A 21281-nucleotide genomic window follows, 5' to 3' on the forward strand; every position below is an offset into this window, starting at 1 on the left:
AGCTTTATTTTCAAATTCATCTTATTGGTAATGAAGACCACATTCTGTTTTCACTTTCCCGGCCCATCTACCATCTCTCGAATTGCCACCCTCTCCTACAGGTAACGTACATTTCTCACACCCAATACTTGGATATCCAACATCATGCAGCGGGTTATACGGCAAGCTATGTTTGTATACATATCGCCACACTTCTTTCCACGTCCAATGAATGAGTGGACAAACTTTAATAGATTGAAAGCGATGATCTTGATTTATAAACTTTGTATGCTTACGTGTTTCTGATTGTTCCCTCCTTAAGCCCGAAATCCACGCTTTTTCCGCTGCTAATGATTTTTCTAACGGTAAAATTTTTCTAATTTTACAACAAAGGTTCGGATTACTTTCCCATAATTTCTCACCATGTAACTTCGCTTGTTCATCAAGCGTAAGTTCCGGCTGTTTTTCTATAATATTTAATGAAGGAAATCGTTCCCGCACTTTTTGAATTAATTCATACGTTTCTCGAAAATGAACATTTGTATCTAAAAATACAACTTTAGCAGATGGATTTACTTGGTTTATAAGATGCAGTAATACCATCCCTTCCACTCCGAAGCTACATGCGTATACAATTTCACTTTTATATTCTTTATAAGCCCAACTTAATACTGATAGCGCGCCTTTCGTTTCATCTTCTTCTGAAAATGAAACATTATTTTCTTCCCACGTTTCATACGTCAACATGTTCTTTCCCCCTGTAAAAGCAAAAAGACGGTTTTAACCTAATATAATAGGTTAAAACCGCCTCTAGTTTTTCTAGTCAGCGCTTTTTACTTTAAACGTACCTTTTCACTTTTCTCTAATTGAATGACTTTCCCATCTTGCACAACAATTGTAATTGAACCATATTTCATATCAGCAAGCATCGCTTGAATTTTCTCAGATACTTCCTCAAAATGTTCCCGTACACTCACGCGAACAGCCCCCCTTTTTATTCATAAAAAAAATCTTTCCCATTTCGAAAAGACTGTTCGGTAATATATTTTACCTTATCTTTCAAAATGGATTCCATTTTGCTGGATTTAGCACCTTGCTTTCTATAAGCAGGTTGCCGAGCTTCGTCGGGCCAGTTCCCTCCGCTTCTCTTGATAAGCTTTGTATTTGTATTTTATCACAATTCTGATTTTTTTCAATCCTAGTTTTCCGATATATTTTAATTATTTTATTTTATAAAAAAGGAATTGCCCATCCGAACAACTCCTTTTTCCTCATTTAAACAAGTTCTTTAATACGTATGCGATCGTTCCCAATAATATTTTCATATGTTTCGCGCTCTACAACAATTTGTGATGTGCCGCCTTTCGCGAAGACGACAGCTGGTCTACGAATCCGATTATAATTATTCGCCATCGAGTACCCATATGCCCCTGTACAAGAAATTGCTAGTAAATCGGCAGCAGCAACTTTCGGTAGAGTAATATCCCAAATTAACATATCTCCACTCTCACAGCACTTCCCAGCAATCGAAACAAGTTCCTCATTCTCATCATTCCCTCGATTCGCTAACATCGCTTCATAACGAGCGTTATATAAAGCAGGTCTTAAATTATCAGTCATCCCACCATCCACTGATACATATTTCCGAATACCAGGAATGTCTTTCACAGATCCGACTGTATAAATTGTCGTTCCAGCATCCCCTACAATACTACGGCCTGGTTCAACCCATATTTCTGGAAGCGGATAATTACATACCGTAAATTGTTCCCTCACCGCACTTGTTACAGCTCGCACATATGTCTCAAGAGTTAATGGTGTATCTGACTCTGTGTAGCGTATTCCGAATCCTCCGCCTACATTTAATACTTTTACTACATAGTTCGCGCGCTCTCTCACTTGTTCTAAAAATTGATGAAGAACTTCAATCGCTCGAACAAATCCAGCCGTTTCAAATATTTGTGATCCGATATGTGAATGAATTCCTAACACATTATAATTTGATTTTTGTAAAGCAAACTCAATTGCTTGCATCGCTTGACCATTTGACACGCCAAATCCAAATTTCGAATCATCTTGACCTGTTGTAATATATTCATGTGTGTGCGCCTCTACTCCAGGCGTTACACGGATTAATATGTTCACAAATTTCCCATGTTGCACTGCTAAATCATGCAAAATTTCTAATTCTAAGAAATTATCTACGACAAAACAACCAATATTCGCCTGCAGAGCCATCACGATTTCTTCTTCTGTTTTATTATTGCCGTGAAAATGAATGCGCGATGCTGGAAATCCTGCTTGAAGCGCAGTATATAATTCTCCTCCAGAAACAACATCTAATGACATATTCTCTTCACGAGCTACTCGGCACATCTCCATGCACAAGAACGCCTTGCTTGCATATGCTACTTGATAAGAGAAACCACTTTCTTTAAACGCACGATGAAACGCACGGCACTTTCCTCGAATTGACTCTTCATCGTATACATAAAGTGGTGTTCCGTATTGTTTTGCTAGCTGCGTCGTATCGCACCCTCCAATTTCTAAGTGTCCTTGCCCATTGATTCGGCTTGTGCCGTGTAAATACATTTGAATTCCTCCCTTATTTCCTCTAAAACTCATAACCCCAATCTTCTATTCATTGCAGCACGCTTTTAGATAGACAAAAAACGCGCGGAACAATGTTCACACGCGTTTCTTATTAGGAAAAATATATAGAAAAAATAAACGAGTTGTTATCTCCTCAAAATAAGAAACCGCATCAACATCTCCAAATAGCTCTCCATAAAATAAATATTATGACAGTACTACATTTATTCAATGCAGTCCCAATATATGAATAAGGTGGTTATTCATATATTTCGGCAATAGTCCCTTTCAACCTATGATCACAGATTCCATTAAATCTCCCATAGCTTACTCTTTCCTATCGCGGCCTCTACCTTTGAGAGTAGATGAGGTAAGTCTATTTAATTTTCAAACATCTAATTGTTGCTATTAACAATACCAAAGGACCATTTTATTTGTCAAACAATTTTTTATATTGTTTTTTTACAGTTTAATTTCGTATCATTTGGTAAGCGCTTTACTGAAATCTTTGACACTTCCCATTCGCCTTCTTCATTATTAAATGTAATCGTTACCTTCTCAAATGGTGGAGCAATTTTCCCAGCAACTCGTTCATACTTCGTTACTTCAATACTTGCTTGAAATAAATATGTACCGCTATACACTTTTTTTAAACTAATAATTTTAGGACATTGATAAGGCTTCAAGCTCCCATATTGTTTTTCAATTGCTTTATTTATTTTCGGAAATAAAACAGAATAAAGGGCATCTTCCATAAGAGGTGCATCATATTGGGCTACCGACACACTCGGTGAAGCAAAAAGTATAACACTACTGCATACTATAAAATATAATAATTTTCGCATTATAACCTCCGTATTATTACACGATTCTTCTGCGCACGATAATTATCATACATAGAAACTCCGTTTTATTGTCTCCCACTGCCCTTTTTCTACTCAATTATTATAAAAAAGTCCACAACTCTCTTTTATTTTCGTATAATGATACTCATAGTATAATAAACATAATAACAAAGGACTGTTCGTATATATAAAATGAGGCGCTAATCAAACCGGCTCACAAGAACTGTCCTGCTTTTTAGGAGAGGAGTATATTATGCTACAACGTCTGTTTCCAAAACTGCGATTTGCACTCGTTGCAGTCGTTTTATTATGGATAAAAACATATATTGTGTACAAGCTAGCATTTGATATTAAAATTGATAACTTCTTTGAAGAATTTATGCTTTTTATTAATCCACTAGCTGCGTTACTTTTATTTTTCGGTTTTGCTTTACTTGCATCTAAGCACCGAAACCGCATTATAGTTGGAATCAGTTTTATACTGTCCTTTATTTTATTTGGAAATGCAATGTTTTATGGGTTTTATAACGATTTCGTTACGTTCCCAGTTTTATTTCAAACAAATAATATGGCTGATTTAGGGACAAGTATAAAAGAACTCTTTACGTACAAAACATTACTTTTATTTGCAGATGCAATTATTTTAATGTTTCTTTCACGTAAATTCCCAGCATTTTGCGACAAGACGCCACTTTCTCGCTCTGAGAAGCGAACTTTCTTTAGCGGTGTAACAGCTCTATTAGCACTACAAATTGCCGTTTCAGTTATTTATAAGCCGCAAATGTTCTCACGCTCATTTGATCGTCAAACTGTCGTGAAAAATTTAGGCTTATACACATATCATCTATTTGATATTACACTTCAATCTAAATCTTCGGCTGAACGTGTATTTGCAAGTGGTGACGGGTTCTCTGAAATTAAAAACTATACAGACTCAAAAGATAAGCAAGTTGATAAAAACTTATTTGGAGCTGCAAAAGGTAAAAATGTCATTTTGATTTCAATGGAATCTACACAAAGTTTTGTTATTAATAAAAAAATAAATGGAAAAGAAATTACTCCATTTTTAAATGAATTTATTAAAGATAGTTTTTATTTCGATAACTTCTATCATCAAACAGGACAAGGTAAAACTTCTGATGCTGAATTTATCGTTGAAAATTCACTTTATCCGCTAGACCGCGGTTCTGTATTCTTTACTCACGCAACAAATGAATATACAGCTACACCAGAACAATTAAAAAAATACGGATATTCTTCTGCTGTCTTCCATTCCAACGATAAAACGTTTTGGAATCGTGATGTAATGTATCCTGCACTTGGATATGATCGTTACTTTAATTTAAATGATTACGTAGGCACAGAACAAATGTCTGTCGGTTGGGGATTAAAAGATAAAGAGTTCTTTGAACAATCGATTCCAAAGCTAAAATCTTTACCACAACCGTTCTATACAAAATTTATTACTTTAACAAACCATTTTCCATTTCTTCTAAATCCAGAAGATCAATATGTTGATGAGTTTAATTCGGAAAGTGGTGTTGTAAACCGCTACTTCCCAACCGTTCGTTACACGGATGAAGCTCTGAAATTATTTATTAAACAATTAAAAGAGGAAGGACTGTATGATAATTCCGTTATTGTCATTTATGGAGATCATTACGGTATTTCTGAAAACCATAATGCAGCTATGGCTCAGTTCCTTGGGAAAGACGCTATTACACCGTTTGATTCTATGCAATTACAACGCGTCCCTCTCATTATTCATGTACCTGGTCAAGAAGGAAAAGTCATTTCTAAAGTATCTGGTCAAATTGATATTAAACCAACGCTACTTCATTTACTTGGTGTTAAAACAAATCAATCAGTTGAATTTGGAACTGACCTATTTGTTAAAGAAGAAGATCCACTTATGGTAATGCGTGATGGTAGCTTCGTTTCGGAAAACTATGTTTATACAAAAAACATGTGCTATAAACGAAATACAGGTGAAGAAGCGGACATTTCATTATGTCAACCAAATATTGAAAAAGCAAAAACTGAATTGAAACTCTCCGACAAACTCATTTATGGAGACTTATTACGTTTCGACCCTAACAATCGTTATAAAACCGGAACAATGACCACGAAATTTGAATAGCACCAGAAGCAACTTTTATAAAAGTTGCTTCTTTTTTTACTTATTTTTCAAATCATTCCGCTATGAAATCTTTCACAAATTGGGAATTTTTTTCGTATGAGGAAGAAATTTATGGTATGATAAAATAAGTAAAATTTCATAAACTAATTAAGAATTTATTACAGAAAGCAAGGGATCAGATTTTGTATAGAGCAGCTATTCCAAACTTATTTACGCTCGGAAATTTATATAGTGGATTCTTATCAATCGGCTATGCATCTTTAGGATATTATAAATCAGCTGCTATTTTAGTACTTATCGGGATGATGTTAGATAGTCTTGATGGACGTGTTGCTCGTTTATTACGTGTTGATTCACAAATGGGAAAAGAGCTTGACTCGCTGGCGGATGTCGTAACATTTGGTGCAGCACCTGCTGTTCTCATGTATTACACATCTTTCTCCAATTACGGAATCATCGGACTATACATAGCGGGACTATTCCCTCTTTTCGGAGCATACCGTTTAGCACGATTTAATGTAACACCATCTTCTACTTCAATGAAATATTTCACTGGCGTACCGATTACAGCAGCGGGAGGGCTTGTTGCTTTCTTAACATTATTTTCACATACCATTCCAAAAATCGTTCTTATTACAGTATTTGTAACGTTCGCATTTTTAATGGTGAGCCGCATTCGTATCCCAAGTTTAAAAGATGTACCAATTCCACGATATAGCATCATTATTACACTATTTCTAGTTGGAATCATTATAACAATGTACCAAACAGGGTTCGGTAATTTTTCTGTTTTCTTATTCATTGCTATTCCACTATATATTTTGTATATGCTATCTCAATTTCTCAGACAAAGACCGTCTAAAAGAGCAAATAAAGAAAAATAAGAAACCTTCCGATTCCGGAAGGTTTCTTTTTATTTTGTAACTACTACTTTTTGATTTACAGGTGTTACAGGCTCTTCCCCTTTTAATACGGCTAAAATATTTCTTACTGCCATTTCAGCCATCGCATCACGCGTTTCGAACGTTGCATTTCCTACGTGAGGAGCAAGTACTACATTCTTTAATCCTTTTAGCTCTTCTGTAATTTTCGGTTCAAATTCAAACACGTCAAGAGCTGCTCCTTCAATTTCATTCGTTTTTAATGCATGAGCAAGTGCCGCTTCATTCATAATTGGTCCACGTGAAGCATTTACAATATACGCTGTTTTCTTCATCATTTTAAACTGTTCATCATCAATCATATGATGCAATTTCGGATTATAAGCACAATTAATTGTAATAAAGTCTGCTGTTTGTACTAATTCTTCCAATGTTACATATGTTGCTTCCAGTTCACTTTCAGCTTCAGGCTTTCGATTTGGTCCTGTATATAAAACATTCATTCCAAACGCTTTCGCACGCTTTGCAACTGCCTTTCCGATTTCTCCAAGGCCAATAATTCCAATTGTTTTACCGTGTACTTCACGGCCTAAGAAAAATAATGGTGCCCATCCATTAAATCCAGTTGTACGACATAATGTATCGCCTTCAGGAATTCTACGTGCAGCTGCTAAAAGAAGTGCAAATGTTAATTCTGCTGTCGCTTCAGTTGATACTTTCGGTGTATTCGTTACCGCAATCCCTTTTTCTCCGGCATACGAGTAATCAATATTATCGTAACCAGCACCGTAGTTTGCAACAATCTTCAAATTAGGTGCCGCATCAATAACTTCTTTTGTCACCTTTGTAGAAAGTAGGCTTAACAATGCATCTTTATCTTTTACACGATCTGTTAATTCATCTAAAGAAATTAACGCATCTTTATCATACATTTCTACATCATGATCCTTTAATAGTTCTAATCCGATTGCTGGAATTTTCCCTGCTACTAATATTTTTGCCACTACTAACACCTCTTCTATAAAAAATAAGATATCTCTTATCTTTCATTGTAAGAAATCCACCTATAAAAACCAAGGAATTTGATCATAGTTTTGAAAATCGACATTTTTTCCCCATAAGAAAAGAGGAGATCCATCTCTCCCCTTTTCTTACGCTTTCTCTTGCGATTCTTGTCCAAGCTTTGCATCGATCGTTCCCTCTGCAACTGTATCGCTAATTTGTTCCTCAATAACTGATTGAGATGTAGCATTCGTTTCAGAAGTATAAGCTTGTTGCTGTGCACCTTGTACATCTTGTACATTTTGTTTATTTTGTTGTTTCGCCATTTCTTACCCTCCTTTTTATTCTTTCTTATTTTGAACAAAAAAGGTGGTTTTCATCAAAAAATCGTGATCATTTTGAAATTGTTACTTCTTTTTCCAGTAATCTCATCGTTCTTACTCGTTTCGTAAATGTAGCTATGTGAGAAATATCATGATTACGTAACGTCTTTATATTCTCTGCCACATATTTTCCTAAATCATTCGGATAATGAGCATCTGAGGAGAGAGTAACTGGAACGCCATACTTAGCTAATACTTGTAAATATAGCGGACTCGGACACATTTCGCGTACAGGATAGCGATAGTACAATCCTGCATTTATTTCCGTTGCCGTATTTGTTTCTACTAACGCACGCGCAATTTCCTTATAATATGAAAGTTGTTCATTTTCATCTAACCGATAATTAAATACTTTTATGTTATCAAGATGAGCTATAATATCAAATAAATTAGAGCGAACTGCACACTCAACTGTTTTGAAAAACGTATCATATAAAGCATATAAGTCATGTTCTTTAAAATATTCTTTCGTATCTGGATTATCAAATCCCCAGCCATTTAAAAAATGAACAGAGCCAATTACATAATCAAAATCTCCTAATGCGAGTAAAGATTGTAATTCTTGTTCACCACCAATAAAATAATCCGCTTCAATTCCAAGTTTTAGCATCACGCCTCGTTTACTCCATCGTTCTTTCGCCTCTTCAATTGTCTTTGTAAAATCATGCAGTGACGCTACCCTTACTTGACCTAACCATTCCTTCTGTAAACGACCAAGCCCTGAATCACTTATATCGACATATCTTTCATAGTATTCTTTCGCTTCATAAAAACGGTATAAATGATCGACAATACCAACTTCTTTTATACCTTTTCGCAAAGCTTCTTCTAAATATAAATCAATCCATTTCGTTGTAAATGGCCCTTCTTTCACACGTCTTTGCAGGTGTTCTTGTGTTTTCACAAGCCATTCCATAGAATGTTTTTCTTCTTTAAGCGGTTCATAATGTTGCAATGCTTCATTTATTTTAGCTAGCCATCCTATTGAATATGGCCCTTCTTCTAAATGAATGTGATAATCCACCTTCATCTACATTTCCCCCTTATAATGTATCTATTTCACTTCTGTCCCCTACTCGCGAAAGCTTCCCATTTCTTTCTGTCACTTCCTCCATAACATCTTCTAATGATATATTTTTTTCAGCTAATAAAACAAAGCAGTGATACAATACATCAACCATTTCTTTCACTAATTCTTTTTTGTCATTATTTTTAGATGCGATAATTACTTCCGTGCATTCTTCACCAATTTTCTTTAAAATTTTATCTTCTCCTTTTGAAAATAAATAATTTGTATACGATTCAGGAAGTGGATTTCCCTTTCGTTCTTCAATTGTTTCAAATAGTAATTTAAAGGCATTTTCCATATGTATCCCCCTATATAATTTTGTAGTGAAAACATGTTTTCTCTCCTGTATGACAAGCAGGTCCCACTTGCTTTACGACAACAACAATTGAATCTTGATCACAATCTAAATAAAGAGATTGCACATATTGGACATTTCCTGATGTTTCTCCTTTATTCCATAACGATTGTCTTGAACGAGAATAAAACCATGTTCTTTTCGTTTCTAGCGTTTTTTCATATGCTTCTTCATTCATATAAGCTAGCATTAAAACTTCTTTTGTCCCTTCTTCAATTACAACTGCTGGTAATAATCCTTTTGAAAAGTTAGGTTTCATAACCGCACCTCAACATTTGCATTTCTTAATTTTCTCTTTACGTCCTGCACTGTCGCCTCACCATAATGAAAGATGGATGCCGCAAGTGCTGCATCAACTGTTGTCTTTTGAAAAACTTCTATAATGTGATCAACATGACCACATCCACCTGACGCGATGACTGGTACGGAAACGCTTTTTGAAATTTCTTCTGTTAAACGAAGATCATACCCGTTTTTCGTTCCATCTGCATCCATACTCGTTAACAAAATTTCGCCTGCCCCTAGCTCGGCAACGCGTTTTGCCCATCCGATTGCATCCATACCCGTATCAACTCTTCCGCCGTTCACATAAACATTCCACTTTTCTTCTGCTACTTTTCTAGCATCAATTGCTACGACAATACATTGTGAGCCAAAGTGTTCTGCCCCTTCTTCGATTAGCTTTGGATTTCCCACTGCCGCTGAGTTGATTGAAACTTTATCCGCTCCAGCTCTTAGTAAATTGTACATATCTTTAACACTTGAAATCCCCCCGCCAACTGTAAGAGGAATAAATACTTTCGAAGCTGTTTTTTCTACAACATCTATAATTGTTTTTCGTCCTTCATGCGTTGCCGTAATATCTAAAAATACAATTTCATCTGCTCCCGCCTCATTATATAAAGCGGCTATTTCAACAGGATCACCGACGTCTTGTAACCCTATAAAATTTACACCCTTTACGACTCGGCCCTCTTTCACATCTAGACATGGAATAATGCGTTTCGCTAACATAACTTTGTTACCTCTAGCACTTCTTCTAAATCAATCGTTTTCTCATAAAGAGCCTTACCAATTATGACGCCGTATATATTCATATCATTTAATTTTTTCACATCTTGAATAGATGCCACTCCTCCAGAAGCAATAAGACGAATGCTCACGCTTTTTTGTAGTAACTCCAATTGCTCTAAATTCGGCCCTGCAAGTGTCCCGTCTTTCGAAATGTCTGTAAACACAATCGTTTGAACACCTACATTCTCCATTTGCTTCGCTAAATAAATGTAAGAAATTTCAGACACATCAAGCCAGCCTCTCGTTGCTACGAAACCATTTTTCGCATCAATTCCAACAATGATTTTCTCTTTATATAGAAGAACTGCTTCTTCTAAAAATTCCTTATCATAAAGAGCAGCTGTTCCTAAAATCACTTTATCTACACCTACTGACAATAACTTCTCTACCGCTACAAGTGATCGAATTCCGCCTCCAACTTGCACAGGAATACGTATTGCCTTGCAAATTCTTTCAATAACGAGCAAATTTACTGACTCGCCAGCAATTGCACCATCTAAATCAACAATGTGCAACTTTTTCGCTCCCAATTTTTCGAATATAATCGCTTGCGCAACCGGATCTTCATTCATTACTGTTTCTTTACTAAACTCTCCTTGATAAAGTCTAACGCATCGCGCCTCTTTTAAATCGATAGCTGGGAAGATTTCCATGCCTCTACCACCCCTTTGAAATTTTTCAACATTTGCATTCCAATGTCACCGCTTTTTTCAGGATGAAACTGTGCGCCGTATATATTTCCTTTTGCTACAAAACCAGGTACTTTCACTCCATATTCACTTATCCCATACACAATTTCATTTGGACAATCTGCATAATAAGAGTGAACATAATATACGAAAGAACCGTCCTCTACTCCATTCCAAAGTGCTATTTCTCCCTCTTTCTTTAACTCATTCCATCCCATATGTGGAATTTTATAAGGAACCTTTAACTTTCGAATAACACCTGGCAATAAACTTAATCCGTTACAGTCTTGTAGTTCCTCACTTTTTTCAAATAAAAGCTGCATCCCTAGGCAAATGCCCAGAAGCGGTTTTCCTGAACTCCCGACTTCTTTTAATACACGCACTAAATTTTTTTCTTCCAATACATCCATCGCTTTCGGAAATGCACCTACTCCTGGTAAGATTACTCCATCACTTCTAAAAATCTTTTCTTTATCACCCGTTACGATGTACTCTGCTCCAATATATTGTAATGCTTGTTCCACACTGCGAATATTTCCCATTCCATAATCTATAATAGCAATCAATTACAACATCCCTTTCGTGGAATTTACACCAGTAATGCTGGCATTTCTTTCGACTGCTTCTCTAAGCGCTCTACCAAACGCTTTAAATAACGCTTCAACTTTGTGATGTGTATTGCTTCCGTATAAAATGCGAGCGTGTAATGTAATATTGGCAGCATGAGCAACTGCTCTAAAAAATTCTTCTGTTAGTTCTGTATCAAAATCCCCTAGCTTCGGATTCGTTAATTCTCCTTGAAACACAATATATGAGCGCCCGCTAATATCAATTGCGACAAAACCTAAAGATTCATCCATCGGTACATATGCGGAGCCATAACGGTTAATCCCCTCTTTATTTTGCAATGCTTCTTTCAAACAATTTCCGAGTACAATTCCAACATCTTCAACTGTATGATGCGCATCAACGAATACATCGCCTTCCGCCTCCACTTGTAAACCGAATCTTCCATGCCTTGCAAATAAAGTTAGCATATGATCAAAAAATCCAACTCCCGTTTGTACAGAAACGTTCTTGCCTTCATCAAGCTGTAAACTTAATTTTATTTTTGTTTCTGTCGTCTCACGTATTTGACTGCACTCACGCATTATTCTTCCTCCTCAAATCTTATTTGAATTGCTCTCGCATGCGCATGTAACCCTTCTTTATTGGCAAGTTCTACAATATGATGTTGTACATCTCTTAACGCTTCCTCCGTATAAGACAGAAAGCTTGATTTTTTCACGAAATCATCGACTGATAACGGTGAGAAAAACCTTGCCGTTCCACTTGTCGGTAACACGTGATTCGGTCCTGCTAAATAATCACCGAGCGGTTCCGGTGCATATGAACCAAGAAAGATAGATCCTGCATGTTTCACATAAGCTAGAGCATTCATCGGTTCTTTTATATGTAACTCTAAATGTTCTGGAGCGATTTCATTCGATAATTGTAGCGCCTCATCTAAAGAAGGAACGATAAAGATAGCTCCATTTCTATTTATCGATTCACGTGCAATTTCGCTTCTTGGTAATGTTTCTAACTGTCTTTTTATCTCTCTTTCTACTTCTTTTGCTAACTCTATATTCGTTGTAATACAAATTGCTGTTGCTCTCTCGTCATGTTCTGCTTGCGATAATAAATCAGCAGCGATATATTTTGCATTACCGGCTTCATCAGCAATAACTACAATTTCTGACGGTCCAGCAATCATATCGATATTTACTATTCCGTATACTTCTCGTTTCGCCAGAGCGACGTACAAATTTCCTGGTCCAACTATTTTATCCACTTTTGGAATCGATTCCGTCCCATATGCTAAAGCAGCAATTGCTTGCGCACCACCTATCGTATAAATTTCATCTACTCCTGCAAGGCTTGCAGCAACTAAAATATGTGGATCAATTCCCCCTTGCCTTGGTGGTGTTACCATTACAATTTTTTTCACACCTGCGAGTTTTGCTGGCAATACATTCATTAATACTGATGAAGGGTACGAAGCCGTTCCGCCCGGTACATATACCCCTACATTTTCTAAAGGCCGAATGATTTGTCCTCTAATGATACCTTTACTCGCGCAATCGAATATAGATTGCCTTTTTTGCTTTTCGTGATACGAAATAATGTTTTTCTTCGCCTCTTGTAACGCTTCTAAAAATGAATGTTCTACAAACATACCCGCTTGTTTTATTTCTTCTTCACTTACACGAAACGCTTTAGTCTCCACACCATCAAACTTTTTTGTATAAAAAGATAGAGCCTCATCCGTACTCTTCCTTACATTTCGAACGATTTCACTTACACTTCTTTGAACAGTTTCTTCTATTATATTAGCGTTTTCTCGTAGCAATTTTATTTTCGATAACGCCTTTTGAAAATCTTCACAAACTATCTCCATTACAAGTCCCCCTATTTTCCTGACAAAATTTCTTGCTCCATCATATTTACAATACTGAATATTTCGTCTTTTTTAGTTTTTAATGTAGCCTTATTTACAATCATTCGAGCAGATATAGAACACATTTCCTCAAATACAATGAGCCCATTTTCTTGTAATGTTTTTCCTGTTTCCACAATATCAACAATTGCATCTGCCAATCCAAGAATAGGAGCAATTTCTACAGAACCTTCTATTTTGATAATTTCTACATCCTCTCCTTTATCATGAAAATAGTTAGAAGTAATATGTGGATATTTCGTCGCAATGCGTTTCTTTCGGTAGCTCTTCGGATTATACGTAGGAATAGAAGCAACACAAAACTTACACACACCCACTCCTAAATCCAACATTTCGTAAATATCTTTCTCATTTTCCATTAAAATATCTTTTCCAACGACCCCAATATCAGCTACTCCATGTTCTACATAAGTAGCAACATCTACTGCTTTCACTAAAATAAATGAGATATCTGTATTTTTACTTTGAAAGACAAGCTTTCGTCCTTTATTTTTGAGCTCCGAACAATCAATCCCAATCTGCTCAAAGAGCGGAATCACATGTTTTTCTAATCTTCCTTTCGTTAACGCAATTTGAATGTTACGCATGAAGTTTCTCCTTCTTTCTGGACTACCCATTTCTCTTTCCATACATATTCCACTAATGATTCGTTCTTTGCCTCAACGACCGTTACTATTTGATTTTTTCTTGCAAATTGAAAGGTGTCGTTTACATTAGAGAATAAGGATAGCTCTACTTTTTTTCCGTCCTTTTGAAGTAAATTTCGTAATCTTTCCGCTTCTGCTAATCTATTTAACTCATAATGAATAATAATATCTATTCCTTTTCGTTCATATGGTTCTTGTTGCTCTTGCAGCGCCTTCACAATTTGATTGACTTGCACCGCGAGTCCAACAGCCGGCAGCATCTCTCCAAAATTTCCAATTAACTCATCATATCTTCCGCCACTAACAATTTCTTCTCCAATTTCATATATATACCCTTTGAAAATAACTCCCGTATAGTAATCTAAATGTTGGATCATACCTAAATCAATTGATATGTAAGATCCATAGCCTAGTTTTTCAATTGCTTCATATATTTCTTTCACTCTTGCAATCGCCATTTTCATTTCATTACTTGAGGCGAGTTTTTCTGCTTCCTCAATCACTTCTAAATTCCCAAATAGCCTTGGTAATTTCTCAAGTAATCTTACTGTTTCATCACATTGATCTAATTTCTTTTCTCTAATAAAATTTGATAGAGCCGCATAATTTTTACTTTCAATGTATGTCCTAAGTACTCTCTCTTCTTCCTCATGAATGGAGAGTTTTTTTACAATACATTTATATAACTGCACTTGCCCAATCTCTATTGTAAAAGATTGCACCTTCACCTTTTGAAGTGATTGAATGACGCTTATGACGCATTCAATTTCAGCTCTTACGTTATCAATCCCTATAATTTCAATACCACTTTGTACAATTTCATTATATTTTCCAGTAAGGGACTCATTCGCCCTAAATACATTTCCGCCATACGTCAGTTTAAGCGGCGTATCCCACCTCTGCGTTCCCATCACTCTCGCTAAAGGAATTGTCATATCTGGACGTAACACGATAATCCGTCCTTTTTCATCAAAAAATTTATACATCTTTTCTTCATCTATCGGTCTATTTTGAAAGGCAAAAACATCATAAAATTCAATTGTAGGTGTCCTTATTTCCTCATAACCTCGCCCTAAAAAAGTACGTCTTAATTTTTGCTCCACTTCTTCAATTAACGTACATTCTTCGAATAAATAGTCTCTCGTTCCATTTGGGTTTGCCCGTTTCCATTTTGTCATCTAAATTCTCACACCTTTCCCTTTCTAATGTATGCCCATTTCATTCACCTAAACCGAAAATAAAAAGAGCCTTGTAGACAAAATACCTACAAGGCTCTTTAGTAGAGTGTAGGTACAACGGGAATAACCCTTGTGCCTACACGTTTTCACGCTAGGTTCAAGGGCTTTATGTATGATGATGTAGTTGTGTAAGCATTTTAATAGATTGCACGATATTCATAATACTTACTCCCCTTCTCCTCTGATTTTTACATAGTATATAATACTTAATTCTGAATGTAAATACATTTTGAACATTCCGTTATTTCTTAATATAAAGCTATTTTCCTTTCATACTCTACAATTTCTTGTTCATATTGCATCGTAATACTAATTTCGTCTAGACCATTTAATAATTTCTCTTTCCACATTTTCTCGATCGTAAAATGAAATCTGTGCGTACTCGTTGTAATTACTTCATTCTCTAAATCTACTTCTATTTGTTCTCTCGCATCAGTTTTGGCAAGTTTTTCTCGCATTTCTTTATCCATTACAATTGGCAACATACCATTTTTCATACAATTCATATAAAAAATATCTGCAAACCCTCCGGCGATAATAACGTGGAAACCATAATCAGCAAGTGCCCAAGGTGCATGTTCTCTTGAAGAACCACACCCAAAATTATCACCTGTAATTAATATACTTGCTCCTTTTCTGTCTTGTGCATTAAGCGGAAAATTAGGGTTTTCATGGCGGTTATTATCATAGCGCCATTCATCGAATAAATACTTTCCAAATCCCGTCCTTTCAATTCTCTTTAAGTATTGCTTCGGTATAATTTGATCTGTATCAATGTTATCATTCATCAGTACTGCGGCAGTACCTTTATGAATACGAAATGGCTCCATCATAACTCTCCTTTCTAATATCAACAAAATGACCGTATAACGCAGCTGCTGCCGCCATTGCTGGGCTAACTAAATGTGTTCGTGCCCCTTTTCCTTGTCTTCCTTCAAAATTACGATTTGAAGTCGAAGCACAATGTTCTCCTTCAGGTACTTGATCTGGATTCATTCCAAGACACATTGAGCATCCAGGTTCTCTCCATTCAAATCCAGCTTCTTCAAATATGTGATGTAGCCCTTTTTGCATCGCAGCTTCCCTTACTCTTTTCGATCCAGGTACAACGAGCGCTCGCACACCTTCTTTTACCTTTCTCCCTTTCACAACAGATGCAGCAATTTCTAAATCAGAAAGCCTGGAATTTGTACAAGATCCAATGAAAACATGCTGAACAGAAATGTCATACGTGCTTTGTCCAGGGCTTAATCCCATATAAGAAAATGCTCTTTCGTCATTTGCATCCTGCTTTTCTGGCAATTTTTCATCAATACGAACACCCATACTCGGGTTGGTTCCCCACGTAACGTACGGTGCTAAATCCGTCACATCTATCGTAATATATAAATCATAAATTGCATCTGAATCTGTATAAAGTTCAGACCATTTCTTCTCGAATGTTTCAAAGTCTTTCGGTGCATATTTACGTCCTTTTACATAAGCAAATGTTTTTTCATCTGGTGCTATAATACCAGCCTTTGCTCCTCCTTCAATTGCCATATTACAAAGCGTCATTCTCTCTTCCATCTCCATAGCCTCAATCGTCTCTCCGTAAAATTCCATTACATATCCAGTTCCAACTGCTACACAGTACTTTGAAAGGAAATGCAAAATAATATCTTTTGCGTAAACACCTTTCTGTAATTTTCCTTTTAACTCAATACCCATCGCTTTCGGCTTTCGTTGCCATAACGTTTGCGTTGCCAATACATGCTCCACTTCACTCGTACCAATGCCAAATGCTAGCGCGCCAAACGCACCATGCGTTGCTGTATGACTATCACCACAAACAATTGTTTTTCCTGGTTGTGTAAGTCCAAGTTCTGGTCCGATAACATGAACAATCCCTTGCTCTTCATCCCCGATATCCGCTAACGGCACCTGAAATTGTTTACAATTTTCCCGGAGTGTATCTAGTTGCTGTTTCGCAATGCGATCGGTAATATTCCAAACATCTTTCGTTGGAATATTATGATCCATCGTTGCGAATGTTAAATCAGATCTGCGAACCGTTCGATTTGTAAGCCGCAAGCCTTCAAAGGCTTGCGGTGACGTTACTTCATGAACAAGATGAAGATCGATATATAATAAATCTAATCCATTTTCGTTTGTCGTAACTACGTGTCTTTCCCAAAGTTTATCTAGCAGCCTTTTTCCCATTATCTCCCTCTCCCTACTAACGCTTGCTCTTCCATCTCTTGTATAACTGCCTTCGTAAATGAAGTTGTCGTCTCATCTCCTCCGATATCTACTGTACATTTTCCTAATTTAAGAACTGCAGATATCGCAGATTCAATTGCATTCCCTTCTCTCGTTAATTCAAATGATTGCCCAAGCATCATTGCAACAGAGCGCATCATTGCAATTGGATTCGCCTTATTTTTTCCGGCAATATCCGGCGCTGATCCGTGAATAGGCTCGTATAATGAAGGTCCCTTTTCTGCATGACTTGCTGATGGAAGCATTCCTAATGATCCCGCTAATACTGAAGCTTCGTCACTCAAAATATCCCCAAATAAGTTTTCCGTTACAATTACATCAAACCGTCCTGGATTCCGAATTAACTCCATCGCAGCTGCATCTACTAAAATATGTTCTAGTTCAACGTCTGGATAACGAAGTGCTACTTCTTCCGTAACAGTTCTCCATAGTTTACTAGATTCTAAAACATTCGCCTTATCAATAGATGTTACTTTTTTCTTCCGCTTACTCGCTAATTGAAAGGCATAAGAAACGATCCGTTCAATTTCATGTCGATGATACGTAAGTGTATCTGTTGCTACTTCGTCCGTTCGTTCTTTCGGATAAGAAAAATAAATTCCACCTGTTAATTCACGAACGACAACGAAATCAATTTCATCAGCGTTTTTTAATGGCGATAAATGTGCCGTTGCGCTTTCTACCGTTACAGGGCGAACATTTGCAAATACTCCAAGCCCTTTTCTTAGAGCTAATAATCCTTTCTCCGGTCTTTCCTTCGCGCTATCCCACCTTGGTCCACCAACCGCTCCAAGTAAAACCGCATCACTTGCTAAACAAGCGGCAAGCGTTCGTTGCGGTAATGGTTGCCCATTTACATCGATAGCACTCCCGCCAAAATACTCATCTTGCAAATGAAAATGATGCCCATATAACCTCTCTACCATATGCAATACTTCCTTCGCACTTTCCATAACTTCTGGGCCAACACCATCACCAGCTAAACAAACGATACGTTTTTCCAATTTCAACACTCCTTTTAACTGAATTTTCAGAACTTTAATTTGATAGGTGAGGAAGGCTTCTCTCACCTATCAAACACTTATTTCACAAGCTGGATAAAAGATTTCAATTTCCCTGCTGCATGGACATATGCTCTCGCCGAAGCTTCCAATACGTCTTGTGCAACACCAAAACCTGATACTTGATGCGTTCCTTCTTTTAATTCAACATGAACATGAGCCAGTGCATCTTGACCTTGTGTAATAGATTGTATGCGATAATCCGCCAATTCACATTCTAATCCTAAAATTCTTTGGATTGCATTATAAATCGCCTCAATACTACCAGAACCAGTCGCTGCATCTTCGTATACATTTCCTTCTTCGTCTTTTAGCACAACTGTCGCGCATTGTGTACTATTTGATACAAAATGTACTTGTAGTTGCGTAATGTTATATTGCTGAGCCGCAAATGCTGATTCCCCAAGCATAAGTGCACGTAAATCTTCCTCAGTAATTTCCTTCTTACGATCAGCTAATTTTTTAAAGGCTTCAAACACCGCATCTCGTTCTTCCTTTGTAAATTCATAACCAAGCTCTTTCATTTTTTCTGTAAACGCGTGACGTCCAGAATGTTTTCCAAGTACGAATAGATTTTGAGATTCGCCTACTAGCTCTGGTTCAATAATCTCATACGTTGTCACTTCTTTTAATACACCATCTTGATGAATTCCTGATTCATGAGCAAATGCATTCGCTCCAACAATCGCTTTATTTTTCGGTACAACCATACCTGTTAATCTGCTTACTAATGTACTCGTCGCTTTAATCTCTTTTAGCGTCATAGAAGACTCCGCTTTATAGAGATCTTTTCTAATATGAAGAGCAACTGCGACTTCTTCTAACGCCGCATTCCCTGCTCTTTCTCCAATTCCATTAATTGTTCCTTCTACTTGCAACGCTCCGCCTTCAACCGCAGCTAATGAATTCGCTACTGCCATCCCAAGATCATCGTGACAATGACAAGAGAAAATTGCTTTTTCATATGAAGGAACGGATTCTTGTAAGTATTTAAAAAGAGAATAATATTCTTCTGGATTCGTATATCCAACTGTATCTGGAATATTAATTACATTCGCTCCTGCACGAATTGCAACTTCAACTGCTTCAACTAAAAAAGCTTTTGCTGTTCTTGTCGCATCTTCTGCTGAAAATTGTACTGTCGGAAATAATGATTTCCCGAGTGTAACCGAGCGGTGAATACTATCTAATACATCTTCTTTTGACATACAAAGTTTATATTTCATATGAATATCACTTGTAGCTAAAAATACGTGTAGACGAGGAGATACAGCACCTTTCACGGCTTCATATGCTCTTCGAATATCACTTTCTTTCGCTCTAGCTAAACTCATAACTGTAGCATTTTGAATGGTATTTGCGATGCGTTTTACCGATTGAAAATCCCCTTCGGAAGCTGCTGCAAAACCAGCTTCCATGACATTAATACCTAGTCTCTCTAATTGCCTTGCAATTTGCAATTTCTCTTGTTCATTTAAATTCACTCCTGGTGATTGTTCGCCATCACGTAGCGTCGTATCCATGAACAAAATCTGCTTCATATTATTTAACCCCTGCCTTTACTCGCGGCTGTACAAACGGCATCATTTCACGTAATTTACGTCCAACTACTTCGATTTCGTGTTCATTCTCTTTCTCATTTGTCGCATGGAAATTTGGTTTTCCTGCTTTATGCTCTGCAATCCAGCCTCTTGCAAATGTACCATCTTGAATTTCTGCTAGCACTGCACCCATCGCTTTCTTCGTATCTTCCGTAACAACGCGTGGGCCTGATACGAAGTCGCCCCACTGCGCTGTATCTGAAACTGAATATCTCATATTTTCAAGTCCGCCTTCATACATAAGGTCAACGATTAGTTTTAGTTCATGTAAACATTCAAAATATGCAAGTTCCGGTTGATAACCGGCATCAACTAACGTTTCAAATCCAGCTTTTACTAGTGCAGTTACTCCGCCGCAAAGCACAGCTTGCTCTCCAAATAAATCTGTTTCTGTTTCTTCTTTAAACGTCGTTTCTAATACACCGGCTCTCGTCGCTCCAATTCCATCAGCATAAGAAAGTGCCTTTTCAGTCGCAACTCCTGTTGCATCTTGGTATACTGCAAATAATGCAGGAACAGCTCCGCCTTCAGCAAATGTACGGCGCACAAGATGCCCTGGACCTTTTGGTGCTACTAGAAATACATCTACATTAGTTGGTGGTTTCACTTGATCAAAGTGCACATTAAATCCGTGAGCAAAAACGAGAGAATTTCCTGCCTTTAAATTTGGCGCAATTTCCGCTTCATATACTTCTGGCTGCAGTTCATCCGGTAGTAGAATCATTACTACATCAGCTTTTTCCGCTGCTTCTGCTACTGTATATACAGAAAATCCATCTTCTTTCGCTTTATCCCAAGAGTTCCCTTTTCTTAAACCTACTACTACATCAAATCCGTTATCACGTAAGTTTTGTGCATGTGCATGACCTTGCGAGCCATATCCAATGATTGCTACTCTCTTTTCTTTTAATACATTTACCGTTACATCTTTCTCATAATAAACTTTTGTCATTTTCATTTCCC

General features: G+C 37.0%; 23 protein-coding genes and 2 riboswitches. Of the genes, 2 read left to right on the forward strand and 21 right to left on the reverse strand.

The window, feature by feature from the left end; genetic code table 11:
* Positions 1-21: 21 nt before the first annotated feature.
* The 4 genes from DN393_RS23215 to DN393_RS23230 all read right to left on the reverse strand — a co-directional run bounded on the left by DN393_RS23215 (position 22) and on the right by DN393_RS23230 (position 3416).
* A complete protein-coding gene (locus DN393_RS23215; RefSeq protein WP_064476661.1) occupies positions 22-726 on the reverse strand; it encodes a phosphoadenylyl-sulfate reductase in 705 nt (234 codons plus the stop codon).
* An 86-nt stretch (positions 727-812) separates the two neighbouring features.
* Positions 813-956 carry a YezD family protein gene (locus DN393_RS23220; RefSeq protein ID WP_000116163.1) on the reverse strand — a complete coding sequence of 48 codons (144 nt, stop codon included), beginning with the start codon at positions 954-956 and terminating at the stop codon, positions 813-815.
* A gap of 72 nt (positions 957-1028) precedes the next feature.
* Positions 1029-1137, reverse strand: a riboswitch (SAM riboswitch).
* 117 nt (positions 1138-1254) lie between these two features.
* Positions 1255-2571, reverse strand: a complete 1317-nt coding sequence (gene lysA, locus DN393_RS23225) for a diaminopimelate decarboxylase (RefSeq protein WP_064476662.1) — start codon at positions 2569-2571, stop codon at positions 1255-1257.
* A 178-nt stretch (positions 2572-2749) separates the two neighbouring features.
* Positions 2750-2931: riboswitch (Lysine riboswitch) on the reverse strand.
* 89 nt (positions 2932-3020) lie between these two features.
* On the reverse strand, positions 3021-3416 hold the full coding sequence (locus DN393_RS23230; RefSeq protein ID WP_001228833.1) for a DUF3888 domain-containing protein: 396 nt from the start codon (positions 3414-3416) through the stop codon (positions 3021-3023).
* A gap of 253 nt (positions 3417-3669) precedes the next feature.
* Here DN393_RS23230 and DN393_RS23235 point away from each other — a divergent pair, with 253 nt between their 5' ends.
* Positions 3670-5556, forward strand: a complete 1887-nt coding sequence (locus DN393_RS23235) for an LTA synthase family protein (RefSeq protein WP_064476663.1) — start codon at positions 3670-3672, stop codon at positions 5554-5556.
* A 182-nt stretch (positions 5557-5738) separates the two neighbouring features.
* Positions 5739-6440, forward strand: a complete 702-nt coding sequence (gene pssA / locus DN393_RS23240) for a CDP-diacylglycerol--serine O-phosphatidyltransferase (RefSeq protein WP_000285422.1) — start codon at positions 5739-5741, stop codon at positions 6438-6440.
* Between the two features lie 29 nt (positions 6441-6469).
* Here pssA and DN393_RS23245 read toward each other — a convergent pair whose 3' ends face one another.
* The 17 genes from DN393_RS23245 to ilvC form a co-directional block, all read right to left on the reverse strand.
* The gene (locus DN393_RS23245) at positions 6470-7441 is read right to left on the reverse strand and encodes an NAD(P)-dependent oxidoreductase (protein WP_255449830.1); all 972 of its coding nucleotides are present in this window, start codon (positions 7439-7441) and stop codon (positions 6470-6472) included.
* A gap of 147 nt (positions 7442-7588) precedes the next feature.
* Positions 7589-7765, reverse strand: a complete 177-nt coding sequence (locus DN393_RS23250; protein ID WP_088048382.1) for a DUF4025 domain-containing protein — start codon at positions 7763-7765, stop codon at positions 7589-7591.
* A 67-nt stretch (positions 7766-7832) separates the two neighbouring features.
* The gene (locus DN393_RS23255) at positions 7833-8852 is read right to left on the reverse strand and encodes a histidinol phosphate phosphatase domain-containing protein (RefSeq protein ID WP_149173978.1); all 1020 of its coding nucleotides are present in this window, start codon (positions 8850-8852) and stop codon (positions 7833-7835) included.
* 13 nt (positions 8853-8865) lie between these two features.
* Entirely contained in the window at positions 8866-9189 is a 324-nt protein-coding gene (gene hisI / locus DN393_RS23260; protein ID WP_064476666.1) for a phosphoribosyl-ATP pyrophosphatase, read from the reverse strand.
* A 10-nt stretch (positions 9190-9199) separates the two neighbouring features.
* Positions 9200-9505 carry a phosphoribosyl-AMP cyclohydrolase gene (gene hisI / locus DN393_RS23265; RefSeq protein WP_016088718.1) on the reverse strand — a complete coding sequence of 102 codons (306 nt, stop codon included), beginning with the start codon at positions 9503-9505 and terminating at the stop codon, positions 9200-9202.
* The gene (gene hisF, locus DN393_RS23270; protein WP_064476667.1) at positions 9502-10260 is read right to left on the reverse strand and encodes an imidazoleglycerol phosphate synthase cyclase subunit; all 759 of its coding nucleotides are present in this window, start codon (positions 10258-10260) and stop codon (positions 9502-9504) included. The genes hisI (DN393_RS23265) and hisF overlap by 4 nt, the downstream gene beginning before the upstream one ends.
* Entirely contained in the window at positions 10254-10973 is a 720-nt protein-coding gene (gene hisA, locus DN393_RS23275) for a 1-(5-phosphoribosyl)-5-[(5-phosphoribosylamino)methylideneamino]imidazole-4-carboxamide isomerase (RefSeq protein WP_064476668.1), read from the reverse strand. The genes hisF and hisA overlap by 7 nt, the downstream gene beginning before the upstream one ends.
* Complete coding sequence (hisH, locus tag DN393_RS23280) at positions 10946-11575, reverse strand: imidazole glycerol phosphate synthase subunit HisH (RefSeq protein WP_000560364.1); 630 nt, start codon at positions 11573-11575, stop codon at positions 10946-10948. Before hisH ends, hisA begins: the two co-directional genes overlap by 28 nt.
* Positions 11576-12160: an imidazoleglycerol-phosphate dehydratase HisB gene (gene hisB, locus DN393_RS23285; protein ID WP_001206365.1), complete on the reverse strand. Its 585-nt coding sequence runs from the start codon at positions 12158-12160 to the stop codon at positions 11576-11578.
* On the reverse strand, positions 12160-13449 hold the full coding sequence (gene hisD, locus DN393_RS23290; protein ID WP_149173979.1) for a histidinol dehydrogenase: 1290 nt from the start codon (positions 13447-13449) through the stop codon (positions 12160-12162). Before hisD ends, hisB begins: the two co-directional genes overlap by 1 nt.
* Before the next feature lie 11 nt (positions 13450-13460).
* The gene (gene hisG / locus DN393_RS23295; RefSeq protein ID WP_098103354.1) at positions 13461-14096 is read right to left on the reverse strand and encodes an ATP phosphoribosyltransferase; all 636 of its coding nucleotides are present in this window, start codon (positions 14094-14096) and stop codon (positions 13461-13463) included.
* Positions 14072-15334 (reverse strand): ATP phosphoribosyltransferase regulatory subunit, encoded by a 1263-nt coding sequence (gene hisZ / locus DN393_RS23300; RefSeq protein WP_149173980.1) that lies wholly within the window; start codon positions 15332-15334, stop codon positions 14072-14074. Before hisZ ends, hisG begins: the two co-directional genes overlap by 25 nt.
* A 308-nt stretch (positions 15335-15642) precedes the next feature.
* The gene (gene leuD / locus DN393_RS23305; protein ID WP_098111197.1) at positions 15643-16224 is read right to left on the reverse strand and encodes a 3-isopropylmalate dehydratase small subunit; all 582 of its coding nucleotides are present in this window, start codon (positions 16222-16224) and stop codon (positions 15643-15645) included.
* On the reverse strand, positions 16202-17596 hold the full coding sequence (gene leuC, locus DN393_RS23310) for a 3-isopropylmalate dehydratase large subunit (protein ID WP_149173981.1): 1395 nt from the start codon (positions 17594-17596) through the stop codon (positions 16202-16204). Before leuC ends, leuD begins: the two co-directional genes overlap by 23 nt.
* Complete coding sequence (leuB, locus tag DN393_RS23315; RefSeq protein ID WP_064476673.1) at positions 17596-18660, reverse strand: 3-isopropylmalate dehydrogenase; 1065 nt, start codon at positions 18658-18660, stop codon at positions 17596-17598. Before leuB ends, leuC begins: the two co-directional genes overlap by 1 nt.
* 77 nt (positions 18661-18737) lie before the next feature.
* A complete protein-coding gene (leuA, locus tag DN393_RS23320) occupies positions 18738-20258 on the reverse strand; it encodes a 2-isopropylmalate synthase (protein WP_064476674.1) in 1521 nt (506 codons plus the stop codon).
* Between the two features lies 1 nt (position 20259).
* Complete coding sequence (gene ilvC / locus DN393_RS23325) at positions 20260-21276, reverse strand: ketol-acid reductoisomerase (protein ID WP_098111194.1); 1017 nt, start codon at positions 21274-21276, stop codon at positions 20260-20262.
* Positions 21277-21281: the final 5 nt, after the last annotated feature.

Source organism: Bacillus sp. BPN334, assembly GCF_008368885.1.
GTDB lineage: Bacteria > Bacillota > Bacilli > Bacillales > Bacillaceae_G > Bacillus_A > Bacillus_A wiedmannii.